14 protein-coding genes are annotated in these 18,465 nt (G+C 72.4%); 4 read left to right on the forward strand and 10 right to left on the reverse strand.

Annotation, left to right across the window (positions count from 1 at the left end; translation table 11 throughout):
• Positions 1 to 4: 4 nt before the first annotated feature.
• Both cobT and cobU read right to left on the reverse strand, forming a co-directional pair.
• Positions 5 to 1,030, reverse strand: a complete 1,026-nt coding sequence (gene cobT / locus FHX45_RS22485; RefSeq protein ID WP_167105441.1) for a nicotinate-nucleotide--dimethylbenzimidazole phosphoribosyltransferase — start codon at positions 1,028 to 1,030, stop codon at positions 5 to 7.
• Positions 1,027 to 1,647 (reverse strand): bifunctional adenosylcobinamide kinase/adenosylcobinamide-phosphate guanylyltransferase, encoded by a 621-nt coding sequence (gene cobU, locus FHX45_RS22490; protein ID WP_167105444.1) that lies wholly within the window; start codon positions 1,645 to 1,647, stop codon positions 1,027 to 1,029. Before cobU ends, cobT begins: the two co-directional genes overlap by 4 nt.
• A gap of 36 nt (positions 1,648 to 1,683) precedes the next feature.
• Between cobU and FHX45_RS22495 the strand changes: the two genes are divergently transcribed.
• Complete coding sequence (locus FHX45_RS22495; protein WP_167105447.1) at positions 1,684 to 2,616, forward strand: cobalamin biosynthesis protein; 933 nt, start codon at positions 1,684 to 1,686, stop codon at positions 2,614 to 2,616.
• Positions 2,613 to 4,091, forward strand: coding sequence for a cobyric acid synthase (locus FHX45_RS22500; RefSeq protein ID WP_167105450.1), 1,479 nt, complete (start codon positions 2,613 to 2,615; stop codon positions 4,089 to 4,091). The genes FHX45_RS22495 and FHX45_RS22500 overlap by 4 nt, the downstream gene beginning before the upstream one ends.
• Before the next feature lie 6 nt (positions 4,092 to 4,097).
• On the opposite strand, the gene FHX45_RS22505 is transcribed toward FHX45_RS22500, so the two are convergent.
• The 6 genes from FHX45_RS22505 to FHX45_RS22530 all read right to left on the reverse strand — a co-directional run bounded on the left by FHX45_RS22505 (position 4,098) and on the right by FHX45_RS22530 (position 13,880).
• Positions 4,098 to 4,883 carry a DeoR family transcriptional regulator gene (locus tag FHX45_RS22505; protein WP_167105453.1) on the reverse strand — a complete coding sequence of 262 codons (786 nt, stop codon included), beginning with the start codon at positions 4,881 to 4,883 and terminating at the stop codon, positions 4,098 to 4,100.
• 349 nt (positions 4,884 to 5,232) lie between these two features.
• Entirely contained in the window at positions 5,233 to 6,684 is a 1,452-nt protein-coding gene (locus FHX45_RS22510; protein WP_167105456.1) for a glutamate synthase subunit beta, read from the reverse strand.
• A complete protein-coding gene (gene gltB / locus FHX45_RS22515) occupies positions 6,677 to 11,206 on the reverse strand; it encodes a glutamate synthase large subunit (RefSeq protein WP_167105459.1) in 4,530 nt (1,509 codons plus the stop codon). Before gltB ends, FHX45_RS22510 begins: the two co-directional genes overlap by 8 nt.
• Positions 11,207 to 11,705: 499 nt before the next feature.
• Positions 11,706 to 12,479: a 2-keto-4-pentenoate hydratase gene (locus FHX45_RS22520; RefSeq protein WP_167105462.1), complete on the reverse strand. Its 774-nt coding sequence runs from the start codon at positions 12,477 to 12,479 to the stop codon at positions 11,706 to 11,708.
• A complete protein-coding gene (locus FHX45_RS22525; protein ID WP_167105465.1) occupies positions 12,476 to 13,273 on the reverse strand; it encodes a 2-keto-4-pentenoate hydratase in 798 nt (265 codons plus the stop codon). The genes FHX45_RS22520 and FHX45_RS22525 overlap by 4 nt, the downstream gene beginning before the upstream one ends.
• Positions 13,274 to 13,337: 64 nt before the next feature.
• Positions 13,338 to 13,880, reverse strand: coding sequence for a TetR family transcriptional regulator (locus FHX45_RS22530; protein ID WP_167105468.1), 543 nt, complete (start codon positions 13,878 to 13,880; stop codon positions 13,338 to 13,340).
• Positions 13,881 to 13,948: 68 nt separating this feature from the next.
• Between FHX45_RS22530 and FHX45_RS22535 the strand changes: the two genes are divergently transcribed.
• On the forward strand, positions 13,949 to 14,704 hold the full coding sequence (locus FHX45_RS22535; RefSeq protein ID WP_167105471.1) for an ABC transporter ATP-binding protein: 756 nt from the start codon (positions 13,949 to 13,951) through the stop codon (positions 14,702 to 14,704).
• Between the two features lies 1 nt (position 14,705).
• Entirely contained in the window at positions 14,706 to 16,031 is a 1,326-nt protein-coding gene (locus FHX45_RS22540) for an FtsX-like permease family protein (RefSeq protein WP_167105474.1), read from the forward strand.
• 40 nt (positions 16,032 to 16,071) lie between these two features.
• Here the strand turns inward: FHX45_RS22540 and FHX45_RS22545 are convergent, their stop codons facing one another.
• A complete protein-coding gene (locus tag FHX45_RS22545) occupies positions 16,072 to 17,322 on the reverse strand; it encodes an ABC transporter substrate-binding protein (RefSeq protein ID WP_167105477.1) in 1,251 nt (416 codons plus the stop codon).
• A complete protein-coding gene (locus tag FHX45_RS22550) occupies positions 17,319 to 18,458 on the reverse strand; it encodes a branched-chain amino acid ABC transporter permease (RefSeq protein WP_167109338.1) in 1,140 nt (379 codons plus the stop codon). Before FHX45_RS22550 ends, FHX45_RS22545 begins: the two co-directional genes overlap by 4 nt.
• Positions 18,459 to 18,465: the final 7 nt, after the last annotated feature.

Raw genomic sequence — 18,465 nt, forward strand, 5'->3', positions numbered from 1 at the left:
CCGGTCAGGCGAGGTCGGCCAGCAGGCCCATGTCCGCGATCACGGCACGCGCCGCGCGCAGCGTGGGCACCGCCTGGACCGCGCCGCTGCCCTCGCCGAGCCGCAGGCCCAGGTCCAGGATCGGCGTCAACCCCAGCGACTTGAGCGCAAACGCTTGCGACGGCTCGGTCGAGCGGTGCCCGGCCAGCCACCACCGCGCCGCCCCGGGCGCGATCTCCGCCGCCACCACCGCGGCCGCGCCGGAGAACACCCCGTCCAGCAGCACCGGCACCCCGCGCACGGCACCCTGGACCAGGAACCCGGCGGTCGCGGCCGCGCACGCACTGCCCAGCGCGGTGAGCAGCTCGAACGGGTCCGCCACCCGCGCGCCGGCCCGCTCGACCGCGGCGCGCACCACCGAAACCTTCCGTGCCCGCCCGGCCTCGTCCACGCCGGTCCCGGCGCCGACGACCTCCTCCGCCGGCACCCCCAGGGCCGCGGCGACCAGGGCCGCGGCCACGGTCGTGTTGCCGATGCCCATGTCACCGGGGATGAGGAGGTCCGCACCGTCGTCGACCTCGCCGTCGGCCACCGCGCGGCCCGCGTCGAACGCCCGCCGCGCCTCGCCCGGGGCCAGCGCGTCCTCGACGTCGATCGACCCCGAGCCGCGCCGGATCTTCCACGCCCGCACCGCTTCCGGCACGTCGGACAGGTCCGCGTCGACCGCGATGTCCAGCACCCGCACACCGGCACCGGCCTCGCGGGCCAGCACGTTCACGCCGCTCCTGCCGGCCAGGAACACCCGCACCATCGCGGCGGTGACCTCGCGCGGATAGGCCGACAGCCGGCTGACGCCGTGGTCACCGGCGAAGACGACCACGCGTGGCCGGGTGATCGGCGGCGGCGGGACCTGCCCGGACGCGGCGCACAGCCACGCGGCGAGCTCCTCCAGCCTGCCCAGCGCGCCCACCGGTTTGACGAGCGCGTCCAGCCGCTCCACCGCGGCGGCGTGCGCGGCCGCGTCGGGCACCGGGATGTCGAAGCGGGTCACAGCCGAGCCCTTTCGTCGAGGTGCAGGATCCGTCCGGCCACCACCAGCTGCACGCTGTCGGCCTGCGCCGCGACGCGATCGTTGAGCGCCCCCAGCACATCACGGAACAGCCGCCCGGAGGTTGTCGCGGGCACCACACCCATGCCGACCTCGTTGGTCACCGCGACGATCGGCACGTGCGCGACCTGCCAGGCGTCGAGGAACTCCTCCAGCCGTTCGTCCAGCCGCAGCTCCCAGTCCCGTTTGCCCTCCCACGCGCCGACGTCGCCGAGCACCCGGGTGACCCAGGTGCCCAGGCAGTCGATCAGCAGCGGGCGCGACGCCTTGCGGACGGTCGTCGCGAGGTCGCCGGTCTCCACCGTGTGCCAGTTCGCGGGTCTGCGGGCGCGGTGCAGCGCGATCCGCGCCGCCCATTCGGGGTCGTCGCCGGTGGGCACCGGGCCGGGCGCGACGTAGACGACTTCGGGATGGCGGGCCATCAGACGCTCGGCGTGGCGCGACTTGCCCGAGCGGACTCCGCCCAGGACCAGCACCTTCGCCTCGTCGTCCCCGTACCGGCGGAGCAGCCGGGCGGCGGCCTCCAGTGAGGCGGCCAGCCGCTGGGTCAGCTTGGTCATACCCGGCATTGTCGTGCACGGGCTACCGTGCCGTGTGTGGTGTATGCAAGATCGTTGACCGCGCTCGGTCTCGCGGCGGGATACGCGCTGGACGCGGCCCTCGGCGACCCGCGGCGCGGTCACCCGGTGGCGCTGTTCGGGCGGGCGGCGCACGCCCTGGAGCGCCGCGTCTGGGCCGATTCGCGCGCCCGCGGAGCCGCCTACGCCGCGACCTGCGCCGGAGCCGCCGCCGGGCTCGGGGCGCTCGCCCGGGCCGCGACGCGCGACCGCCCGGCCGCCCGCGTCGTGGTGACCGCGCTGGCGACGTGGACCGTCCTCGGCGGCCGGAGCCTGGCGGCCGAGGGGGAGGCGATGGCGGTGCGGCTCGAGGCCGGGGACGTGCCCGCCGCGCGGCAGCGGCTGGGGCACCTGTGCGGGCGCGACGCTTCCGAGCTGGACGAGAAGGGCCTGGCCAGGGCCGCCACCGAGTCGATCGCGGAGAACACCAGTGACGCCGTCGTCGCGCCGTTGCTGTGGGGCGCGGTCGCCGGGCTGCCCGGGCTGCTCGGGTACCGGGCGCTGAACACGCTCGACGCGATGGTGGGCCACCGCACGCCGCGCTTCGCGCGGTTCGGCTGGGCCGCCGCCCGCGCCGACGACCTCGCCAACCTGCTGCCCGCCCGTGCCGGAGCGCTGGTCACCGCGCTGTGCGCACGCGTCGTCGGAGGCAGGCCGGGGCGCTCTTTGCGCGTGTGGCGCCGGGACGCCCGGCGGCACCCCAGCCCGAACGCCGGGCAGATCGAGGCGGCGTTCGCCGGAGCGCTGGACGTGCGGCTGGGCGGGGTGAACAGCTACGGCGGCCGGATCGAGGACCGGGGCACCCTGGGCGAGGGCCCCGCCCCGGACGTCACCGACGTGCGCCGCGCGGTCCGGTTGTCGCGAGCGGTCGGGCTGGCGGCCCTCGTCCTCGCCGCGGGGGTGGCCCGATGAGGGGCCTGCTGGTCGCCGGCACCACCTCGGACGCCGGGAAGAGCCTGGTCACCGCGGGCATCTGCCGCTGGCTCGCCCGGCGCGGGCTCCGGGTGGCGCCGTTCAAGGCGCAGAACATGTCCAACAACTCGATGGTGTGCGCCGACGGCGCGGAGATCGGCCGCGCGCAGTGGCTGCAGGCGGTCGCCGCGGGGGCCGAGCCGGAGGCCGCGATGAACCCGGTGCTGCTCAAGCCGGGCAGTGACCGGCGCAGCCACGTCATCGCGCTGGGCAAACCGTTCGGCACGCTGGAAGCGGGCGAGTTCGCCACCGGCCGCGGGGAGCTGGCCCGCATCGCCTTCGCCGCGTTCGAGGACCTGCGCGGCCGGTTCGACGTCGTGGTGTGCGAGGGCGCGGGCAGCCCGGCCGAGATCAACCTGCGCCAGGGCGACTACGTCAACCTGGGGCTGGCGCGCCGGTTCGGGCTGCCGGTGGTCGTCGTCGGCGACATCGACCGCGGCGGCGTCCTGGCCGCCATGTACGGCACGGTCGCGCTGCTCGGTGCCCAGGACCAGGCTCTGCTGGCCGGCTGGGTGGTGAACAAGTTCCGTGGCGACGAAACCCTGCTGCGTCCCGGGCTGGACCGCATCGCCGAGCTCACCCACCGGCCGGTGCTCGGGGTCCTGCCCTGGCTGGACGGGGTGTGGATCGACTCCGAGGACGCGCTCGCGGCCGCCGGATGGCGGCACGAGCAGCACCCGGCGGGCGGACTGCGGGTCGCGGTGGTGCGGTTCCCGCGGGCCTCGAACGCGACCGACGTGGACGCCCTGGCCGCCGAACCGGGTGTCACCGTCACGCTGACCGCCGATCCGGACACGGTGCGCAGCGCGGACCTGGTGGTGCTGCCCGGAACCCGGGCCACCGTGGATGACCTGCGCTGGTTGCGCGACCGCGGGATCGACCAGGCACTGGCCGCGCGCGCCGCGGCCGGGCGTCCGCTGCTGGGCATCTGCGGTGGTCACCAGATGCTGGCGCGGACCATTGTGGACGATGTGGAGTCCGGCGCCGGCACCGTGGCCGGGCTCGGTCTGCTGCCCACCACGGTGACGTTCCGGGAGGAGAAGGTGCTCCGGCGGCCGGCCGCGCGGTGGCGCGGGCACGAGGTCGCGGCCTACGAGATCCACCACGGCAGCGCGTCCCTGGAGGCGGAGGACGGCGTCGAACCGTTCCTCGACGGCTGGCGCCGCGGCGCGGTGTGGGGCACCACCTGGCACGGCACGCTCGACAACGACGGCTTCCGTCGGGCGTGGCTGTCGGAGGTGGCGGCGCAGGCCGGTGTGCCGTGGTCACCGGCACCGGGTGCGCCCGGGTTCGCGGCCCTGCGGGAGGCCATGCTGGACCGGCTCGCCGACGCCGTCGAGGAGTGCCTGGACACCGGCGCGCTGCTGCGGCTGATCGAGCAGGGCGCGCCGCCGGGGCTGCCGACCGTGCCCTGAGCCGGGTCACGCCACCGTCACCCGCACGCCCTCCAGCTCGAAGGCCGACACCAGGTCCGGTTCGGCACCCGAGTCGGTGATCAGCAGGTCGATGTCGAGGGTCGAGCAGATGCGCGCGAACGCGTAGCCACCGAGCTTCGAGCTGGCGGCCACCACCACGACCCGCTTGGCGCGGTGCGCGAGCAGCTTGTCGATCGCCGCCTCGGCCTCGTGGTGGGAGTAGGCGCCGCGCAGCGGGTCGACCGCGTCGACCCCGAGGAACGTCAGGTCGAGGCTGACCTCTTCGAGCACCATCCCGGCCAGGTGCCCGGTCAGCTCGAACGACTGCGGCCGCGCGACCCCGCCCGTGCTGACCAGCCGGATGCTCTGCCGCACGGCCAGTTCGTGCGCGATGTTCACCGCGTTCGTCACCACGGTCAGCACCGGGGAGCTGCCGCGGTCGTTGAATTCCGGCCGGGCCGCGATGGCGCGGCTCACCTCGGTGGTGGTGGTTCCGCCGTTGAAGCCGATCACCATCCCGCGGTTCACCAGCCGGGCCGCGGCTTCGGCGATCCGCCGGTTCTCCCCGGTGTGCCGCGCGCCGCGGTGGCGGCCGGGCAGGTCGTAGGCGACATTTCCGGCGACCGCGCCACCACGTGTCCTGGTGAGCAATTGGCGGCTCGCCAAATGGTCGAGATCCCGGCGCACCGTGGCGGGGGAGACGTTCAGCTTCTCCGCCGCCTGCTCGACCTCGATCCGGCCCTGCTGACCGATGATCTCCAGCAGGGTGTCGAGCCGCTCATGCCGGTCCACGCATCAGTAATACTCGCTCGCGCGCGGCTTGTGAACATTGATCAGCGCCCGGCTCGGTCGGTTGAAATCCCCGCGCCGGTCGGAAAAACACCCACAGCCCGCCGGGCGAACCCGGCCGCCGGCAAAAACCCCAGCCCAGTCGGCGAACACGCCACCCCAGCCGGCGAACACGGCGCACCGGCGTGTTTGCCGCTCCGGGCGGTGTGTTTGCGGGGGCGGGTCGGTGAGTGGCGTGTCCGAGGGGGTGCGCTCAGCCTCGCGGCGGTCGTGCTGCTCCGCGGGAGCGTCCGGGGCTGGGGACGGGGCGGGCCGGCGCGACCGCGTTGTCGCGGCGGCCCGCCCCGGGGTCCTAGGCGATCGGCCGGTCCGTCGGCGCGATCGGGGCCGGCAGGACGTCCCGGCCCGTCAGGTAGGCGTCCACCCCGGCGGCCGCGGACCGGCCCTCGGCGATCGCCCACACGATCAGCGACTGCCCGCGGCCCATGTCGCCGGCCACGAACACGTTGTCGACGCTGGTGCGGAAGTTCTCGTCCCGGGCCACGTTGCCGCGGGCGTCCAGCTCCACGCCGAGCTGCTCCAGCAGGCCCTCGCGCTGCGGGCCGACGAAGCCCATCGCCAGCAGCACCAGCTGCGCGGGCAGCTCCCGCTCGGTGCCCTCGACCTCGACGAACTTCCCGTCCTCGCTGCGCACCTCGACCAGCCGCAGCGCCCGCAGGTTGCCCTCGTCGTCGGCGAGGAACTCCTTCGTACTCACCGAGTACAGGCGCTCGCCGCCCTCCTCGTGCGCCGAGGACACCCGGTAGATCATCGGGTAGGTCGGCCACGGGTGGGCCTCGGACCGCGACTCGGGCGGGCGGGGCATGATCTCCAGCTGGGTGACCGACAGCGCGCCCTGCCGGTGCGCGGTCCCGACGCAGTCCGCACCGGTGTCACCGCCGCCGATGACCACGACGTGCTTGCCCTCGGCGGAGATGGGCGCCGACTCCAGCGCGCCGGCGGCGACCCGGTTCGCCAGCGGCAGGTACTCCATCGCCTGGTACACCCCGGGCGTCTCGCGGCCCGGTGCCGGCAGGTCCCGCCACGCGGTCGCACCCCCGGCGAGCACGACGGCGTCGTAGGACGACCGCAGCTCCTCGGCGGTGATGTCCACGCCGACGTCGACGCCGGTGCGGAACTCGGTGCCCTCGGCGCGCATCTGGTCCAGGCGCCGGTCCAGCCGCCGCTTCTCCATCTTGAACTCGGGGATGCCGTACCGCAGCAGCCCGCCGATCGCGTCGGCCCGCTCGAACACGACCACCTCGTGCCCGGCGCGGGTCAGCTGCTGGGCGGCGGCCAGGCCGGACGGCCCGGACCCGACGACGGCGACCTTCTTGCCGGTGCGCGTCACCGGGGGCTGCGGCGTGATCCAGCCCTCCTCCCAGGCGCGGTCCACAATGGAGATCTCGACCCGCTTGATCGTCACCGGGTCGTTGTTGATCCCCAGCACACAGGCGGTCTCGCACGGCGCCGGGCACAGCGTCCCGGTGAACTCCGGGAAGTTGTTCGTGGCGTGCAGCCGCTCGATCGCGTCCCGCCAGTCGTCGCTCCAGACCAGCGTGTTCCACTCCGGGATCAGGTTGCCCAGCGGGCAGCCCTGGTGGCAGAACGGGATGCCGCAGTCCATGCAGCGGCCGGCCTGCTTCTCCAGCTTGTTCGACGCGAAGTCCTCGTACACCTCACGCCAGTCGAGCAGCCGCAGCGGCACCGGGCGGGTCTTCGGCGTCTCGCGGGGCGTCGTGAGAAAACCCTTGGGGTCAGCCATGTGCGGCCTCCATGATGGCTTCGTTCACGTCCCGGCCGTCGCGCTCGGCTTCCGCCTGCGCGGCCAGGACTCGCTTGTAGTCCTTGGGCATGACCTTGCCGAAGCGGGTGACCGTGGCCTCCCAGTCGGCCAGCAGCGTCCGTGCCAGCGGCGATTCGGTTTCCACGAAGTGCGCCTCGACCGCGTCCCGCAGGAACTCGACGTCCTCGTCGTCCAGCGGGTCGACGTCGACCATCTCCGGGTTGACCCGCAGCGGCGACAGGTCCAGCACGTAGGCGATCCCGCCGGACATGCCGGCCGCGAAGTTGCGCCCGGTCGGGCCGAGCACGACGACGCGGCCGCCGGTCATGTACTCGCAACCGTGGTCGCCGACGCCCTCGACCACGGCCAGCGCGCCGGAGTTGCGCACGCAGAACCGCTCGCCGACCCGGCCGCGCAGGAAGATCTGCCCGCTGGTCGCGCCGTAGCCGATCACGTTGCCGGCGATGATGTTCTGCTCGGACGCGAGCTTCGCCTCCCTGGGTGGTCGCACGACGATCCGTCCGCCGGACAGGCCCTTGCCGACGTAGTCGTTGGCGTCGCCGAACAACCGCAGCGTGATGCCCTTGGGCACGAACGCGCCGAACGACTGGCCGGCGGTGCCGGTGAACGTCACGTCGATCGTGTCGTCCGGCAGGCCCTCGCCGCCCCAGCGCTTGGTCAGCTCCGACCCGAGCATGGTGCCCACGGTCCGGTTCACGTTGCGCACCGGCAGTTCCAGGCGCACCTTGTCGCCGGAGCTCAGCGCACCCTCGGCGAGCTGGATCAGCGTGTTGTCCAGCGCCTTCTCCAGGCCGTGGTCCTGGGCGACCACCTGGTGCCGCGCGGCCCGCGGCTCCAGCTCGGGCACGTGGAAGATCGGCGACAGGTCCAGCCCGCGCGCCTTCCAGTGGTCGACGGCCTTGCGCGTGTCGAGCATCTCGGCGTGCCCGACGGCCTCCTCGATCGACCGGAAGCCCAGCCGCGCCAGGTACTCGCGCACCTCCTGCGCGATGAACTCGAAGAAGTTCACCACGTACTCGGCCTTGCCGCTGAACTTCTCGCGCAGCTTCGGGTTCTGCGTCGCCACGCCCACCGGGCAGGTGTCGAGGTGGCAGACCCGCATCATGATGCAGCCGGACACCACCAGCGGCGCGGTGGCGAAACCGAACTCCTCGGCGCCGAGCAGCGCGGCGATCACCACGTCGCGGCCGGTCTTGAGCTGGCCGTCGGTCTGCACCACGATCCGGTCGCGCAGCCGGTTGGCCAGCAGCGTTTGCTGGGTCTCGGCCAGGCCCAGCTCCCACGGGCCGCCGGCGTGCTTGATCGAGGACAGCGGCGAGGCACCGGTGCCGCCGTCGTGACCGGAGATCAGCACCACGTCGGCGTGCGCCTTGGACACCCCGGCCGCGACCGTGCCGACGCCCACCTCGGACACCAGCTTCACGTGGATGCGTGCGGCCGGGTTGGCGTTCTTCAGGTCGTGGATCAGCTGCGCCAGGTCCTCGATCGAGTAGATGTCGTGGTGCGGCGGCGGGGAGATCAGCCCCACACCGGGTGTGGAGTGCCGGGTGCGCGCGATCCACGGGTACACCTTCGCGCCGGGCAGCTGGCCGCCCTCGCCGGGCTTGGCGCCCTGCGCCATCTTGATCTGGATGTCGTCGGCGTTGACCAGGTACTCGCTGGTCACCCCGAACCGGCCGCTGGCGACCTGCTTGACGGCGCTGCGCCGCTCCGGGTCGTAGAGCCGCTCCGGGTCCTCGCCACCCTCACCGGTGTTGGACTTGCCGCCCAGCCGGTTCATCGCGATGGCGAGGGTCTCGTGCATCTCCTGCGAGATCGAGCCGTAGGAGATGGCGCCGGTCGCGAACCGCTTCACGATCGACGAGACCGGCTCGACCTCCTCGATCGGCACCGGCGGCCGCACGCCCTCCTTCAGCTCGAACAGCCCGCGCAGCGTGAACAGCTTCTTCGACTGTTCGTCGACGGCGTTGGTGTACTCCTTGAACACCTCGTAGCGGCCGGTGCGGGTGGAGTGCTGGAGCTTGAAGACCGTGTGCGGGTTGAACAGGTGCGGCTCGCCCTCGCGCCGCCACTGGTAGTCCGAGCCGATCTCCAGTTCGCGGTGGCCGGCGCGGAACCCGTCCCGCGGGAACGCGCGGGCGTGCCGCTGCCGGACCTCCTCGTGCAGCACGTCGAAGCCGACGCCGCCCAGCCGGGAGGTGGTTCCGGTGAAGCAGGTGTCGATGACGTCCTGCGAGAGGCCGAGCGCCTCGAAGATCTGCGCGCCGGTGTAGGAGGCCACAGTGGACACTCCCATCTTCGACATGGTCTTGCGCACGCCCTTGCCCAGCGCCTTGATCAGGTTCCGGGTCGCCTGCTGCGGCGTGACGCCGGGGATCTTGCCGTCGCGGGCCAGTTCCTCGACCGTGGCCATCGCCAGGTACGGGTTCACCGCGGCGGCGCCGTAACCGAGCAACAGCGCGATGTGGTGCACCTCGCGGGCATCGGCGGTCTCGGCGATGATGCCCACCTGGGTGCGGGTCTTCTGCCGCACCAGGTGGTGGTGCACCGCGCCGGTGAGCAGCAGCGACGGGATGGCCGCGTGGTCGGCGTCGACCCCGCGGTCGGACAGCACGATCAGCCGGGCGCCCTCGGAGATCGCGTTGGACACCTCGGTCCGGATCTCCTCCAGGCGGGCCACCAGCGCGTCCCCGCCGCCGTGCACGTCGTAGAGGCCGTGGATGGTGACCGCGGCGAACTCCGGCAGGTCGCCGTCGTCGTTGATGTGCACCAGCTTGGCCAGCTCGTCGTTGTCCAGCACCGGGAACGGCAGGACGACGCGGCGGCAGGATTCGCCGCCGGCCTCCAGCAGGTTCGGCTGGGCACCGAGCTGGGTGCCCAGCGATGTCACCAGCTCCTCCCGGATCGCGTCCAGCGGCGGGTTGGTGACCTGGGCGAACAGCTGGATGAAGTAGTCGAAGATCGGGCGCGGGCCGGACGACAGGGTCGCGAGGGGCGAGTCGTTGCCCATCGACCCGATGGGCTCGGCGCCGGTGCCTGCCATCGGCGACAGCAGCGTGTCGAGCTCCTCCTCGGTGTAGCCGAACGCCTGCTGCCGGCGCACCAGCGAGGCGTGCGTGGGCACTTCGCGCTCGCGCTCGGGCAATTCCTCCAGCCGCACCAGGCCCTGGCGGACCCACTCGTCGTAGGGGTGCTCGGCGGCGAGCTGCCCCTTGATCTCCTCGTCGTCGACGATGCGGCCCAGCGCGGTGTCGACGAGGAACATGCGGCCCGGTTCCAGCCTGCCCTTCTGCACGATCGTCGCCTGGTCCAGCTCCAGCACGCCGACCTCGCTGGCCAGCACGACCAGGCCGTCCTCGGTGACCCAGTACCGGGCCGGCCGCAGGCCGTTGCGGTCGAGTACCGCGCCGATCTGGGTGCCGTCGGTGAACGACACCAGCGCCGGGCCGTCCCACGGCTCCATCAGGGTGGAGTGGAACTCGTAGAACGCCCGCCGGGCGGGATCCATCTCCTCGTGGTTCTCCCACGCCTCCGGGATCATCATCAGCACGGCGTGCGGCAGGCTGCGGCCGCCCAGGTGCAGCAGCTCCAGCACCTCGTCGAAGGACGCCGAGTCGCTCGCGCCGCGGGTGACGACCGGGTAGATCCGCTTGAGGTCACCGGGGATCAGGTCGGTGGCGAGCATCGACTCGCGCGCGTCCATCCAGTTCCGGTTGCCGCGCAGCGTGTTGATCTCGCCGTTGTGCGCCACGTACCGGTAGGGGTGCGCCAGTGGCCACGACGGGAAGGTGTTGGTGGAGAAGCGGGAATGGACCAGGCCGATCGCGCTGGTCACCCGCTCGTCGGTCAGGTCGGGGAAGAACCGCGGCACCTGCGGCTCGGTGAGCATTCCCTTGTAGACGATCGTGCGGGCGGACAGGCTCGGGAAGTACACGTCCTCGTCGGCGAGCAGGTGCTCGGCCCGCTTGCGCACGCAGAAGGCGGCCCGTTCCAGGTCGAGGCCGGTGCGCAGGCCCTCGTGCGAGGTGAGGAACAGCTGCGCGAAGTGCGGCATCGTGGTGGCCGCGGTCGGCCCGACGTGCTCGGGGTCCACCGGGACCTCGCGCCAGCCCAGGACCCGCAGGCCCTCCTCGGCGGCGATGCCCTCGATCGCGCTCATCGCGCGGCCGCGGGCGGTCTCGCCGGTGGGCAGGAACGCGGTGCCCACGGCGTAGTGACCGGCCTCCGGCAGGTCGAAGCCGACGACCTCGCGGAAGAACGCATCCGGCACCTGGATCAGGATGCCCGCGCCGTCGCCGGTCTCCGGTTCGGCTCCTCTGGCGCCACGGTGTTCCAGGTTGCGCAGGGCCGTGAGGGCCTTGGTCACGATGTCGTGGCTGCGTCGGCCGGACATGTCGGCGACGAACGCGACACCGCAGGCATCGTGCTCGTATTGCGCGTCGTACAAGCCTTCCGGCTTGCGAACACTGGGGCGGGTCACGGCTGGCCGTCTCCTCACACGTGGGCGCGGCGCGGGCGCTGCTAACACAGCGGCCCTCCTGCGCGATGGTCAGTCGGGAGCAGAGGTAGGAGTCGCCCGGACGAGGGCAGGACTCACCTACACCGGCCACACGTCATCGGGTGGCCGCGGTCGGCACGTCGTCGGGCCGCTGGCGCGCATCAGCGTGTCCCGGGTCGTGGTGGGCGGGTCCCCGCGGCGCGCCAGTTACCCCCGGGTTCGCCGGGTCTTATGACAGTAATGTGAATTCGCCGTGATCGATATACGCCGACCGGACTCGTGGCATATGCCATAGGGGCGTTGACGGCGCCGCCTCCGGTGTGGAAGTGCTTCCCATACGCCGCTGACCTGCACAAACACCGAACCGGTCGCGCCGGTGATCGATTCACCGGATCGGGTGGCGATCCGATCAAGTAATCAAGGTGTTACGAACGGGTGCCGGCCCGGCCCCGGCCCGGGTCCCGGAACCGGGCCCGGGCGCTCAGCCCGACACCGTCACCGACCCGAGACCGGTGAAGTGCGCCGCGACGCGCGAGCCCGCCTCGACGGGCACCGCATCCGTCAGCCCGCCGGTCAGCACGATCCACCCGGCCTCCAGCGCCAGCCCCCGCTCCGCCAGCGTGTTCGCCGCCAGTGCCAGTGCTTCACCCGGATGGCCGAGCACCGCCGCGCCGGTGGCACTGTCCACGATGGCCCCGTCGACCTCCAGCAGGCACGCCTGGAGGGACAGATCCAGCCCGGACGGCGCGACCCCCACCGGCCCGACGCGGAACACGCCCGACGACGCGTTGTCCGCGATGGTGTCCGGTGCGGCGAACCGGAAGTCCTGGTAGCGCGAGTCGATGACCTCGATCCCGCCGTGGACCCGGTCCACCGCGCCCATCGCCACCGCCGCGGTGACACCGGGCCCGGCCAGGCGTTCACCCAGCACGAACACGATCTCCGGCTCGGCACGTGGGTGGATCAGCGGCGGCAGCGGGTCCGCGGCAGGCAGCACCATGGCGTCGGTCAGCCAGGCCAGCACCGGACGGTCCACGCCCATGCGCTCCTGCTGCGCCCGGGACGTCAACCCCAGTTTGAGCCCGATCAGCTTCTCGCCGCGGGCCAGCCGCAGCCGCAGCACCTCGTCCTGGACCGCGTATGCGGTGCGCGCGTCCAGCCCCGGCCATTCCGCGGTGATCGGCCCGCGCGCGACGCCGGCGTCCCCGGCCGCCAGCAGCACCCGTGCCGCCTCGGCGATGCTCCACTCGGTCATGCGTCCTCCCCGCCCGCGAACACCGCGGTCACACTGCCCAGCCCGGCCACCGTGGCCACCACCGTGTCCCCGGGCCGCACCGGGATCGCCCGGGTCATCGAACCGGGCAGCACGACGTGGCCCGGCTCCAGGTCGACGCCCAGCGGGCCGACCGTGTTGGCCAGCCACACCAGCGCGTTCAGCGGCGATCCGAGCACCGCGCCGCCCGCCCCGGTGGCGGCCAGCTCCCCGTTGGCGTGCAGGGTGCACCCGGCGAGCCGCAGGTCCACCGACGACAGTGCGGTCGGCCTGCTGCCCAGCACCACTCCGCCGGAGGAGGCGTTGTCGGCGATGGTGTCCACGATCGAGATGCGCCAGTCCGCGATCCGGGAGTCGACGATCTCCAGCGCCGGCAGCACGAAGTCGACCGCGCGCACCGCGTCGGCCACCGTCACGCCCGGTCCGGACAGCTTCCGCCCCAGCACGAACGCGATCTCGGGTTCGATCCGCGGCTGCAGGAAGCCGCCGGCCGGGATCGGCTGGTGCTCGAGGTGGAACATGCCGCCGGTGAGGTGCCCGTAGTCCGGCTGGTCCACGCCCATCTGCCGCTGCATCGCGGCCGAGGCCAGGCCCACCTTGTGGCCCTTGATCTCCGCGCCGCCCTCGGTCCACACGCGCACCTGGTCGAGCTGGATCCGGTAGGCGTCCTCGACGGTCGCCTCCGGGTAGGTCTCGATCAGGGGCGCGATCGGCTTGCCCGCCGCGTAGGCCCGCAGCAGGAGGTCGGCCGCCTCGCGCACCGCTGTCGCATCCATGGCCCGAACTCTCGTGCCCGGGCCGGCGGACCGCAAGCACCGCGTTCCGCTGCGCGGCACACCGCTACACGTGCGTGTGCTGGTCGGCCGCGACGATCTCCGCCGCCGACGGCGCGTGCTCCGGGTCGGTGAGCCACTGCAGGGCGACGCCGACGAGCAGCGAGTAGTAGTGCGAGCCGACGATCCGGACCCGGTCCGGGTCGGCATCCGGGCCGAGGCCGCCGAAGGCCCTGGCCAGCGCGGTGCGGGCCGCCTGCTGCGCCTGCGCGGTCATCTCCCGGATCTTCGCGTCGTGCTGGAGGTAGGCGACCCCCTCGAAGTTGACGAACCACAGCTGCCGGTTGCCGCGGATCGACTCGATGATCCGCTCCCACAGCGCCTCGTGGGTGTCGCCGTCGCCGAGGGCGCGGAAGAGCAGTTCACCCCATTCGGTGTTCAGTTCGTGCAGCGCGCGCGTGAGCAGCTCGTCCTTGGACCCGAAGTGGTAGTTGATCGACGCCAGGTTCGCCCCCGACGCGGCGGCCAGGTCCCGTGCCGTCGTGCGCGCGTAGCCGACGCGAAGGAGGCATCCGCGTGCCGCCGTCAGCAAATTCTCTCGATGTCCCACGTCTGCTAACGTATCATGTGTACGTTCGTTTAAAACGACCGTTCATCACATCGAAGGGGATCATCACCATGGGCACACCAGCCGTGCGCATCAGGGGGCTGCGCTGCAGGTTCGAGGGAGAGGCGGGGCCGGTCGACGCCCTGCGCGGCGTCGATCTCGACGCCGAACGAGGGTCGTTCCTGGCGATCATGGGACCGTCCGGATCGGGCAAGACGACGCTGCTGCACAGCGCGGCCGGGCTGCGCACCCCGACCGCGGGCAGCGTCGAGCTGAACGGCGAGAGCCTGGCCGGGCTCGGCGAGACCAAGCTGGCGGAGTTGCGACGCCGGCGCATCGGGTTCGTGTTCCAGGCGTTCAACCTGCTCCCGGCGCTGACCGCCAGGGAGAACGTGGAGCTGCCGCTGCGGCTGGACGGGCGTCGTCCGGATCCCCAGCGGACCGAGGCGATGCTCGCCGGCGTCGGCCTCGCACAGCGCGGCGGGCACCGCCCGGACCAGCTCTCCGGCGGGCAGAAGCAACGCGTCGCGGTGGCGCGGGCGCTGATCACCGACCCGGAGGTCGTCTTCGCCGACGAGCCCACCGGGGCGCTGGACATCCGCAGCGCCCGCGAGGTCCTCAGCCTGCTGCGCGGGCTCGCCGACCGGGGCCAGACCATCATCATGGTCACCCACGACCCGGTCGCCGCGTCGTTCTCCGACCGGGTGCTGTTCCTGGCTGACGGCCTGATCGTCGACCGCCTGGACCGCCCGTCCGCGGCGGCGGTGGCCAGCCGGATGGCGACGCTGGTCGAGTCCGCCGAGCGCGCCGCGATGGGGGTGAGCTGACGTGGTGGGTCTCGCACTGCGGCTGTTCCGCCACCACCGGGGCGCGGCCATCGCCACCGGCCTGGTGGCGCTGATCGGGATGGGGCTGGTCACCGCGATGACCGCGCTCCTGGGCACCGGGCTCGCGGACACCACCGCGGCCGCCGACCGGCCGTTCCTCACCGAGTTCCCGGTGATCATGGGCGGCTGGGTGGTGGCGATCGTGCTGTTCGCGATGGTCTCCACGGTCGGCGTGACCCTGAGCGGCCGCACCGCCGAGATCGGCGGGCTGCGGCTGATCGGGGCGACGCCCCGCCAGGTGCAGGTGATGGTCTCGGCCGAGACCTTCGCCGTCTCCGCGGTGGCGTTGCTGCCCGGCCTGGGCGCGGGCTACCTGCTCGGCTGGATCGTGCTGAGCGCGGTGCGGTCCTCCGGGCTGATCGATCCGGCCTCGGTGTATTCGCCGGGGCTCGGGCTGCCCCTGCTCGGCGTCGTGGTCGTGCTGGTCGCGACCGTGGTGGCGGCGTGGATCGGCAGCCGCGGCACCGCCGGGCGCAGTCCGGTCGAGAGCGCGGGCCCGGCGCGGGGCAAGCGGTCCGGCCGGTCTCCCCGGCGGATCATCGCGGTGGTTGTGCTCGTCGCGGGTATCGGTTCGGCGTCGGCGGTGCTCGGCCTGGACGCCGACAACATCGCCACGACCGCGATGACCGGGCCGGCCACGGTGCTCACCGCGATCGGGCTGGCGGTGCTCGCACCGGAGCTCGTCGGAGTGGCGAACCGGGTGCTGCGTGCCCTGTCCGCGTTGCCGCGTGGTGCGGCGGGCCACCTCGCGGCGATCAACCTGGCCGCGGCACCGGAGCGGGTGCGGCCGGCGGTCACGTTCCTGACGCTGCTCGTCGGGGTCTCCGCCGGCACGCTCAGCATGCAGGGCATCGAGAACCAGCACTCGGTCGCGGGCAGCACGGCGCAGGTGCTGGGGTCGATCAACTACCTCGTGGTGGTTCTGATCGCGGTGTTCATGGCCATCGCGCTGACCAACAACCTGGTGGCCGCGCTCGGCCGGCGGAGCGAGGAGTTCGGCGCGATGTCGCTGGTCGGGTCCACGGCGGGGCAGACCCGCGGGATGCTGCTGCGGGAGATCGTCGCGGCGACGCTCGTCAGCGTCATCGCCGCGGTGGTGGGCGCGGTCGTGTGCGTCATCCCGTTCTCGATCGTCAAGACCGGCGGCGTGGCTGCCGCGTTCGCGGCCGGCCCGTACCTGCTCAGCGTCGTGCTCGGTGTGGTGATCGCGGTCGGTGTCACCACCGCCGCCGGTGGCCGCGTGGTGCGCGCGGCCATGGTCCACTGAGGACCCGGCCGGGCCGTCACGACGGCCCGGCCGGGTTCGCTCACTTCTGGTGCGGCGCCACGTAGTCCTTGGCGTCCGCGGCTTCGAACAGCGGCTTCACGTACTTGATGCCGCCCACCGAACTCGCGTCCGCCTGCGCGACGTAGACCTCGCGGGTCGGCGGTGCGCCCGGCTTGGAGAAGTCCAGGGGGGCCACCAGGTTGCCGGTGTCTGCCGAAGTGGTCTGCTGCAACGCCCGCAGGATGCCGTCGCGGGTCAGGTCCTTGTTGTCGCAGGCCTTCTTCAGCACCGTGCCCCACACCTCGGCCACCGCGTAGCCGTAGGGCACGCCGGCGTTCGGCGGCTCCGGGAACTTGGCCGCCTGGTACTTCCCGAGCACCTCCTTCGCCTTCGGGATGTCGGCGGCGACCGGCACGCTGCTGGCCACCACGTACAGCCGGTCCAGCGCGTTCGCGGCCGGGCTGTTCAGCAGCACCGGGTCGAACGTGGGGTTGTTGCCCAGCACCGGGACGTTCAGCCCGAGCGCCTTGTTCGCCGCGGCCACCGAACCGGTCTGCGCCGGGGTGGTGGTCAGCAGGATCGCCTTGACACCCTCGCCGCGCAGGCCGGTGACGATGTTGGTCAGGTCGTTGTCCGACGAGGTGATCTTGACCTCGCGCAGGTTCAGGCCGTGCTTCTGCGCGTAGTACTGCGACCCGCGCAGGCCGTTCGCGCCGTACTCGCCGTCGATGTAGATGTGCGCGACGGTGTCGCCGTCCTTGATCATCCCCTGTTCCTGCAGGTAGGACAGGCCGTCGATCATCTCCACGTCGTAGGTCGTGCCGACGATCATCACGTACGGGTTGTCCAGCAGCTCCGAGGACCAGGACGCCGGCGTGGTGGTCACCTTGTCGGACTTGATGTTCTGCTTGAGCGCCGCCATGATCGGCGACCCGACCACCTGGACGAACCCGAGCACCTTGGGCTCCAGCTGCGGATACAGGGTCTTCGCCTGGTCGGCCTTGTAGCCGTGGTCCACGACCTCCAGCCGGACCTGCCGGCCGCACACGCCACCGGCGGCGTTGAAGTCGTTGGCCCACAACTGGTTGCCGTGCGTGATGCCGATGGAGAGGTTCTTGAACGGACCGGTCAGGTCGCTCATGACGCCGAGGGTGATCTCGTTCGCGGTGACCCCGAGGTCGGTCTTGACGCCGGAGGCGTCCGAGCCGGACGATCCCTGATCGCCCGCCTTGGTGCCGCACGCGGCGACGACCAGCATCGCCGCGAGGACCAGGGAAAGCCGTCGCTTCATCGGGACGTTCCTTCCTTCTTGCGTTGCGCGTGCAGGCCGCCGGTGATCCGGCGCCCGATCGCCGCGAGCCCGCCCGGCTCGAAGAGCACGACCAGGATGATCGCGGCGCCGTAGACGAAGGTGCTGACGAGGATCGGGGTGACCGCGCCCGCGCCGCTCCCGGTGAAGATCCCCAGCTGGTTCGAGTACAGCGAGAGCACCTGCGGCAGCCCGAACACGATGAGCGCGCCGACCAGGGCGCCCCCGATCGAGCCGAGGCCGCCGATGATCACCATCGCCAGGTAGGCGATCGAGACGTTGATGCCGTAGGTACCGAACTCGTTCTCGTCCGGCTTGAGGATGTCGAACCACAGCACCGTCATCGCCCCGGCCAGCCCGGCGTAGGCGGAGGACACCGCGAACGCGCCGGCCTTGGCCCACGCCACGTTGACGCCCATCGCGGCGGCCGACGCCTCGTGGTCACGCACCGCCCGCCAGGACCGCCCGACCCGGCTCCGTACCGCACCGCGTGCCAGCACGAACGCGATCACCGTCAGCGCCAGGTACAAGTACCACAGGCGTTCGGCCTGCCGCAGCGGCACACCGAGCACCACCAGGCTGCCCGAGTTGTCGAAGGTGAACCCGAACAGCGCGAACGGCGCCGGGGTGCGGCCGGTGGAGGTACCGCCGGTCAGCCGGTCCGCGGACTGTCCGAAGTAGAGGCCGATGAACACCAGCGACAGCGACGCCACGCCCAGGTAGATGCCGCGCAGCCGCCCGGACACGGGCGCGAACGCCAGGCCCAGCAGCGCGGTGACCGCCACCGCGGCGAGCAGCGCCAGCAGCGGGTCCACGCCGAACCCGACCACCCTGCCGTCTTCCGTTCCGCTCGCCAGCACGGTGTAGGTGGTGCCGCCGGCGAGCAGGAAGAACGCGTGCGCCAGCGACAGCTGACCGGCCTGGCCCACCAGCATGGTCAGCCCGATCGCGCCGACCGCGCCGGTCATCATCCACTGCCCGGCCTTGAGCCACTCGGAGCCCACGTACAGCGGCAGCGCCAGCAGCACCACCAGCAGGACCAGCCACGCCGACCACCGCAGCCAGCGCAGCGGTTTCACCGGGGCGTTCGCGGTCGCGCCGGCGACCGTCGCCCGCATCGCGAGG

The organism is Amycolatopsis granulosa, assembly GCF_011758745.1.
Classification (GTDB): domain Bacteria; phylum Actinomycetota; class Actinomycetes; order Mycobacteriales; family Pseudonocardiaceae; genus Amycolatopsis_E; species Amycolatopsis_E granulosa.

Bases quoted from the DNA above. Each gene is read 5' to 3' on its own strand.
- cobU (WP_167105444.1), bottom strand. From the start codon at position 1,647: ATGACCAAGCTGACCCAGCGGCTGGCCGCCTCACTGGAGGCCGCCGCC.
- FHX45_RS22500 (WP_167105450.1), top strand. From the start codon at position 2,613: ATGAGGGGCCTGCTGGTCGCCGGCACCACCTCGGACGCCGGGAAGAGC.
- FHX45_RS22510 (WP_167105456.1), bottom strand. From the start codon at position 6,684: ATGGCTGACCCCAAGGGTTTTCTCACGACGCCCCGCGAGACGCCGAAG.
- FHX45_RS22520 (WP_167105462.1), bottom strand. From the start codon at position 12,479: ATGACCGAGTGGAGCATCGCCGAGGCGGCACGGGTGCTGCTGGCGGCC.
- FHX45_RS22525 (WP_167105465.1), bottom strand. From the start codon at position 13,273: ATGGATGCGACAGCGGTGCGCGAGGCGGCCGACCTCCTGCTGCGGGCC.
- FHX45_RS22535 (WP_167105471.1), top strand. From the start codon at position 13,949: ATGGGCACACCAGCCGTGCGCATCAGGGGGCTGCGCTGCAGGTTCGAG.
- FHX45_RS22545 (WP_167105477.1), bottom strand. From the start codon at position 17,322: ATGAAGCGACGGCTTTCCCTGGTCCTCGCGGCGATGCTGGTCGTCGCC.
- FHX45_RS22550 (WP_167109338.1), bottom strand. From the start codon at position 18,458: ATGCGGGCGACGGTCGCCGGCGCGACCGCGAACGCCCCGGTGAAACCG.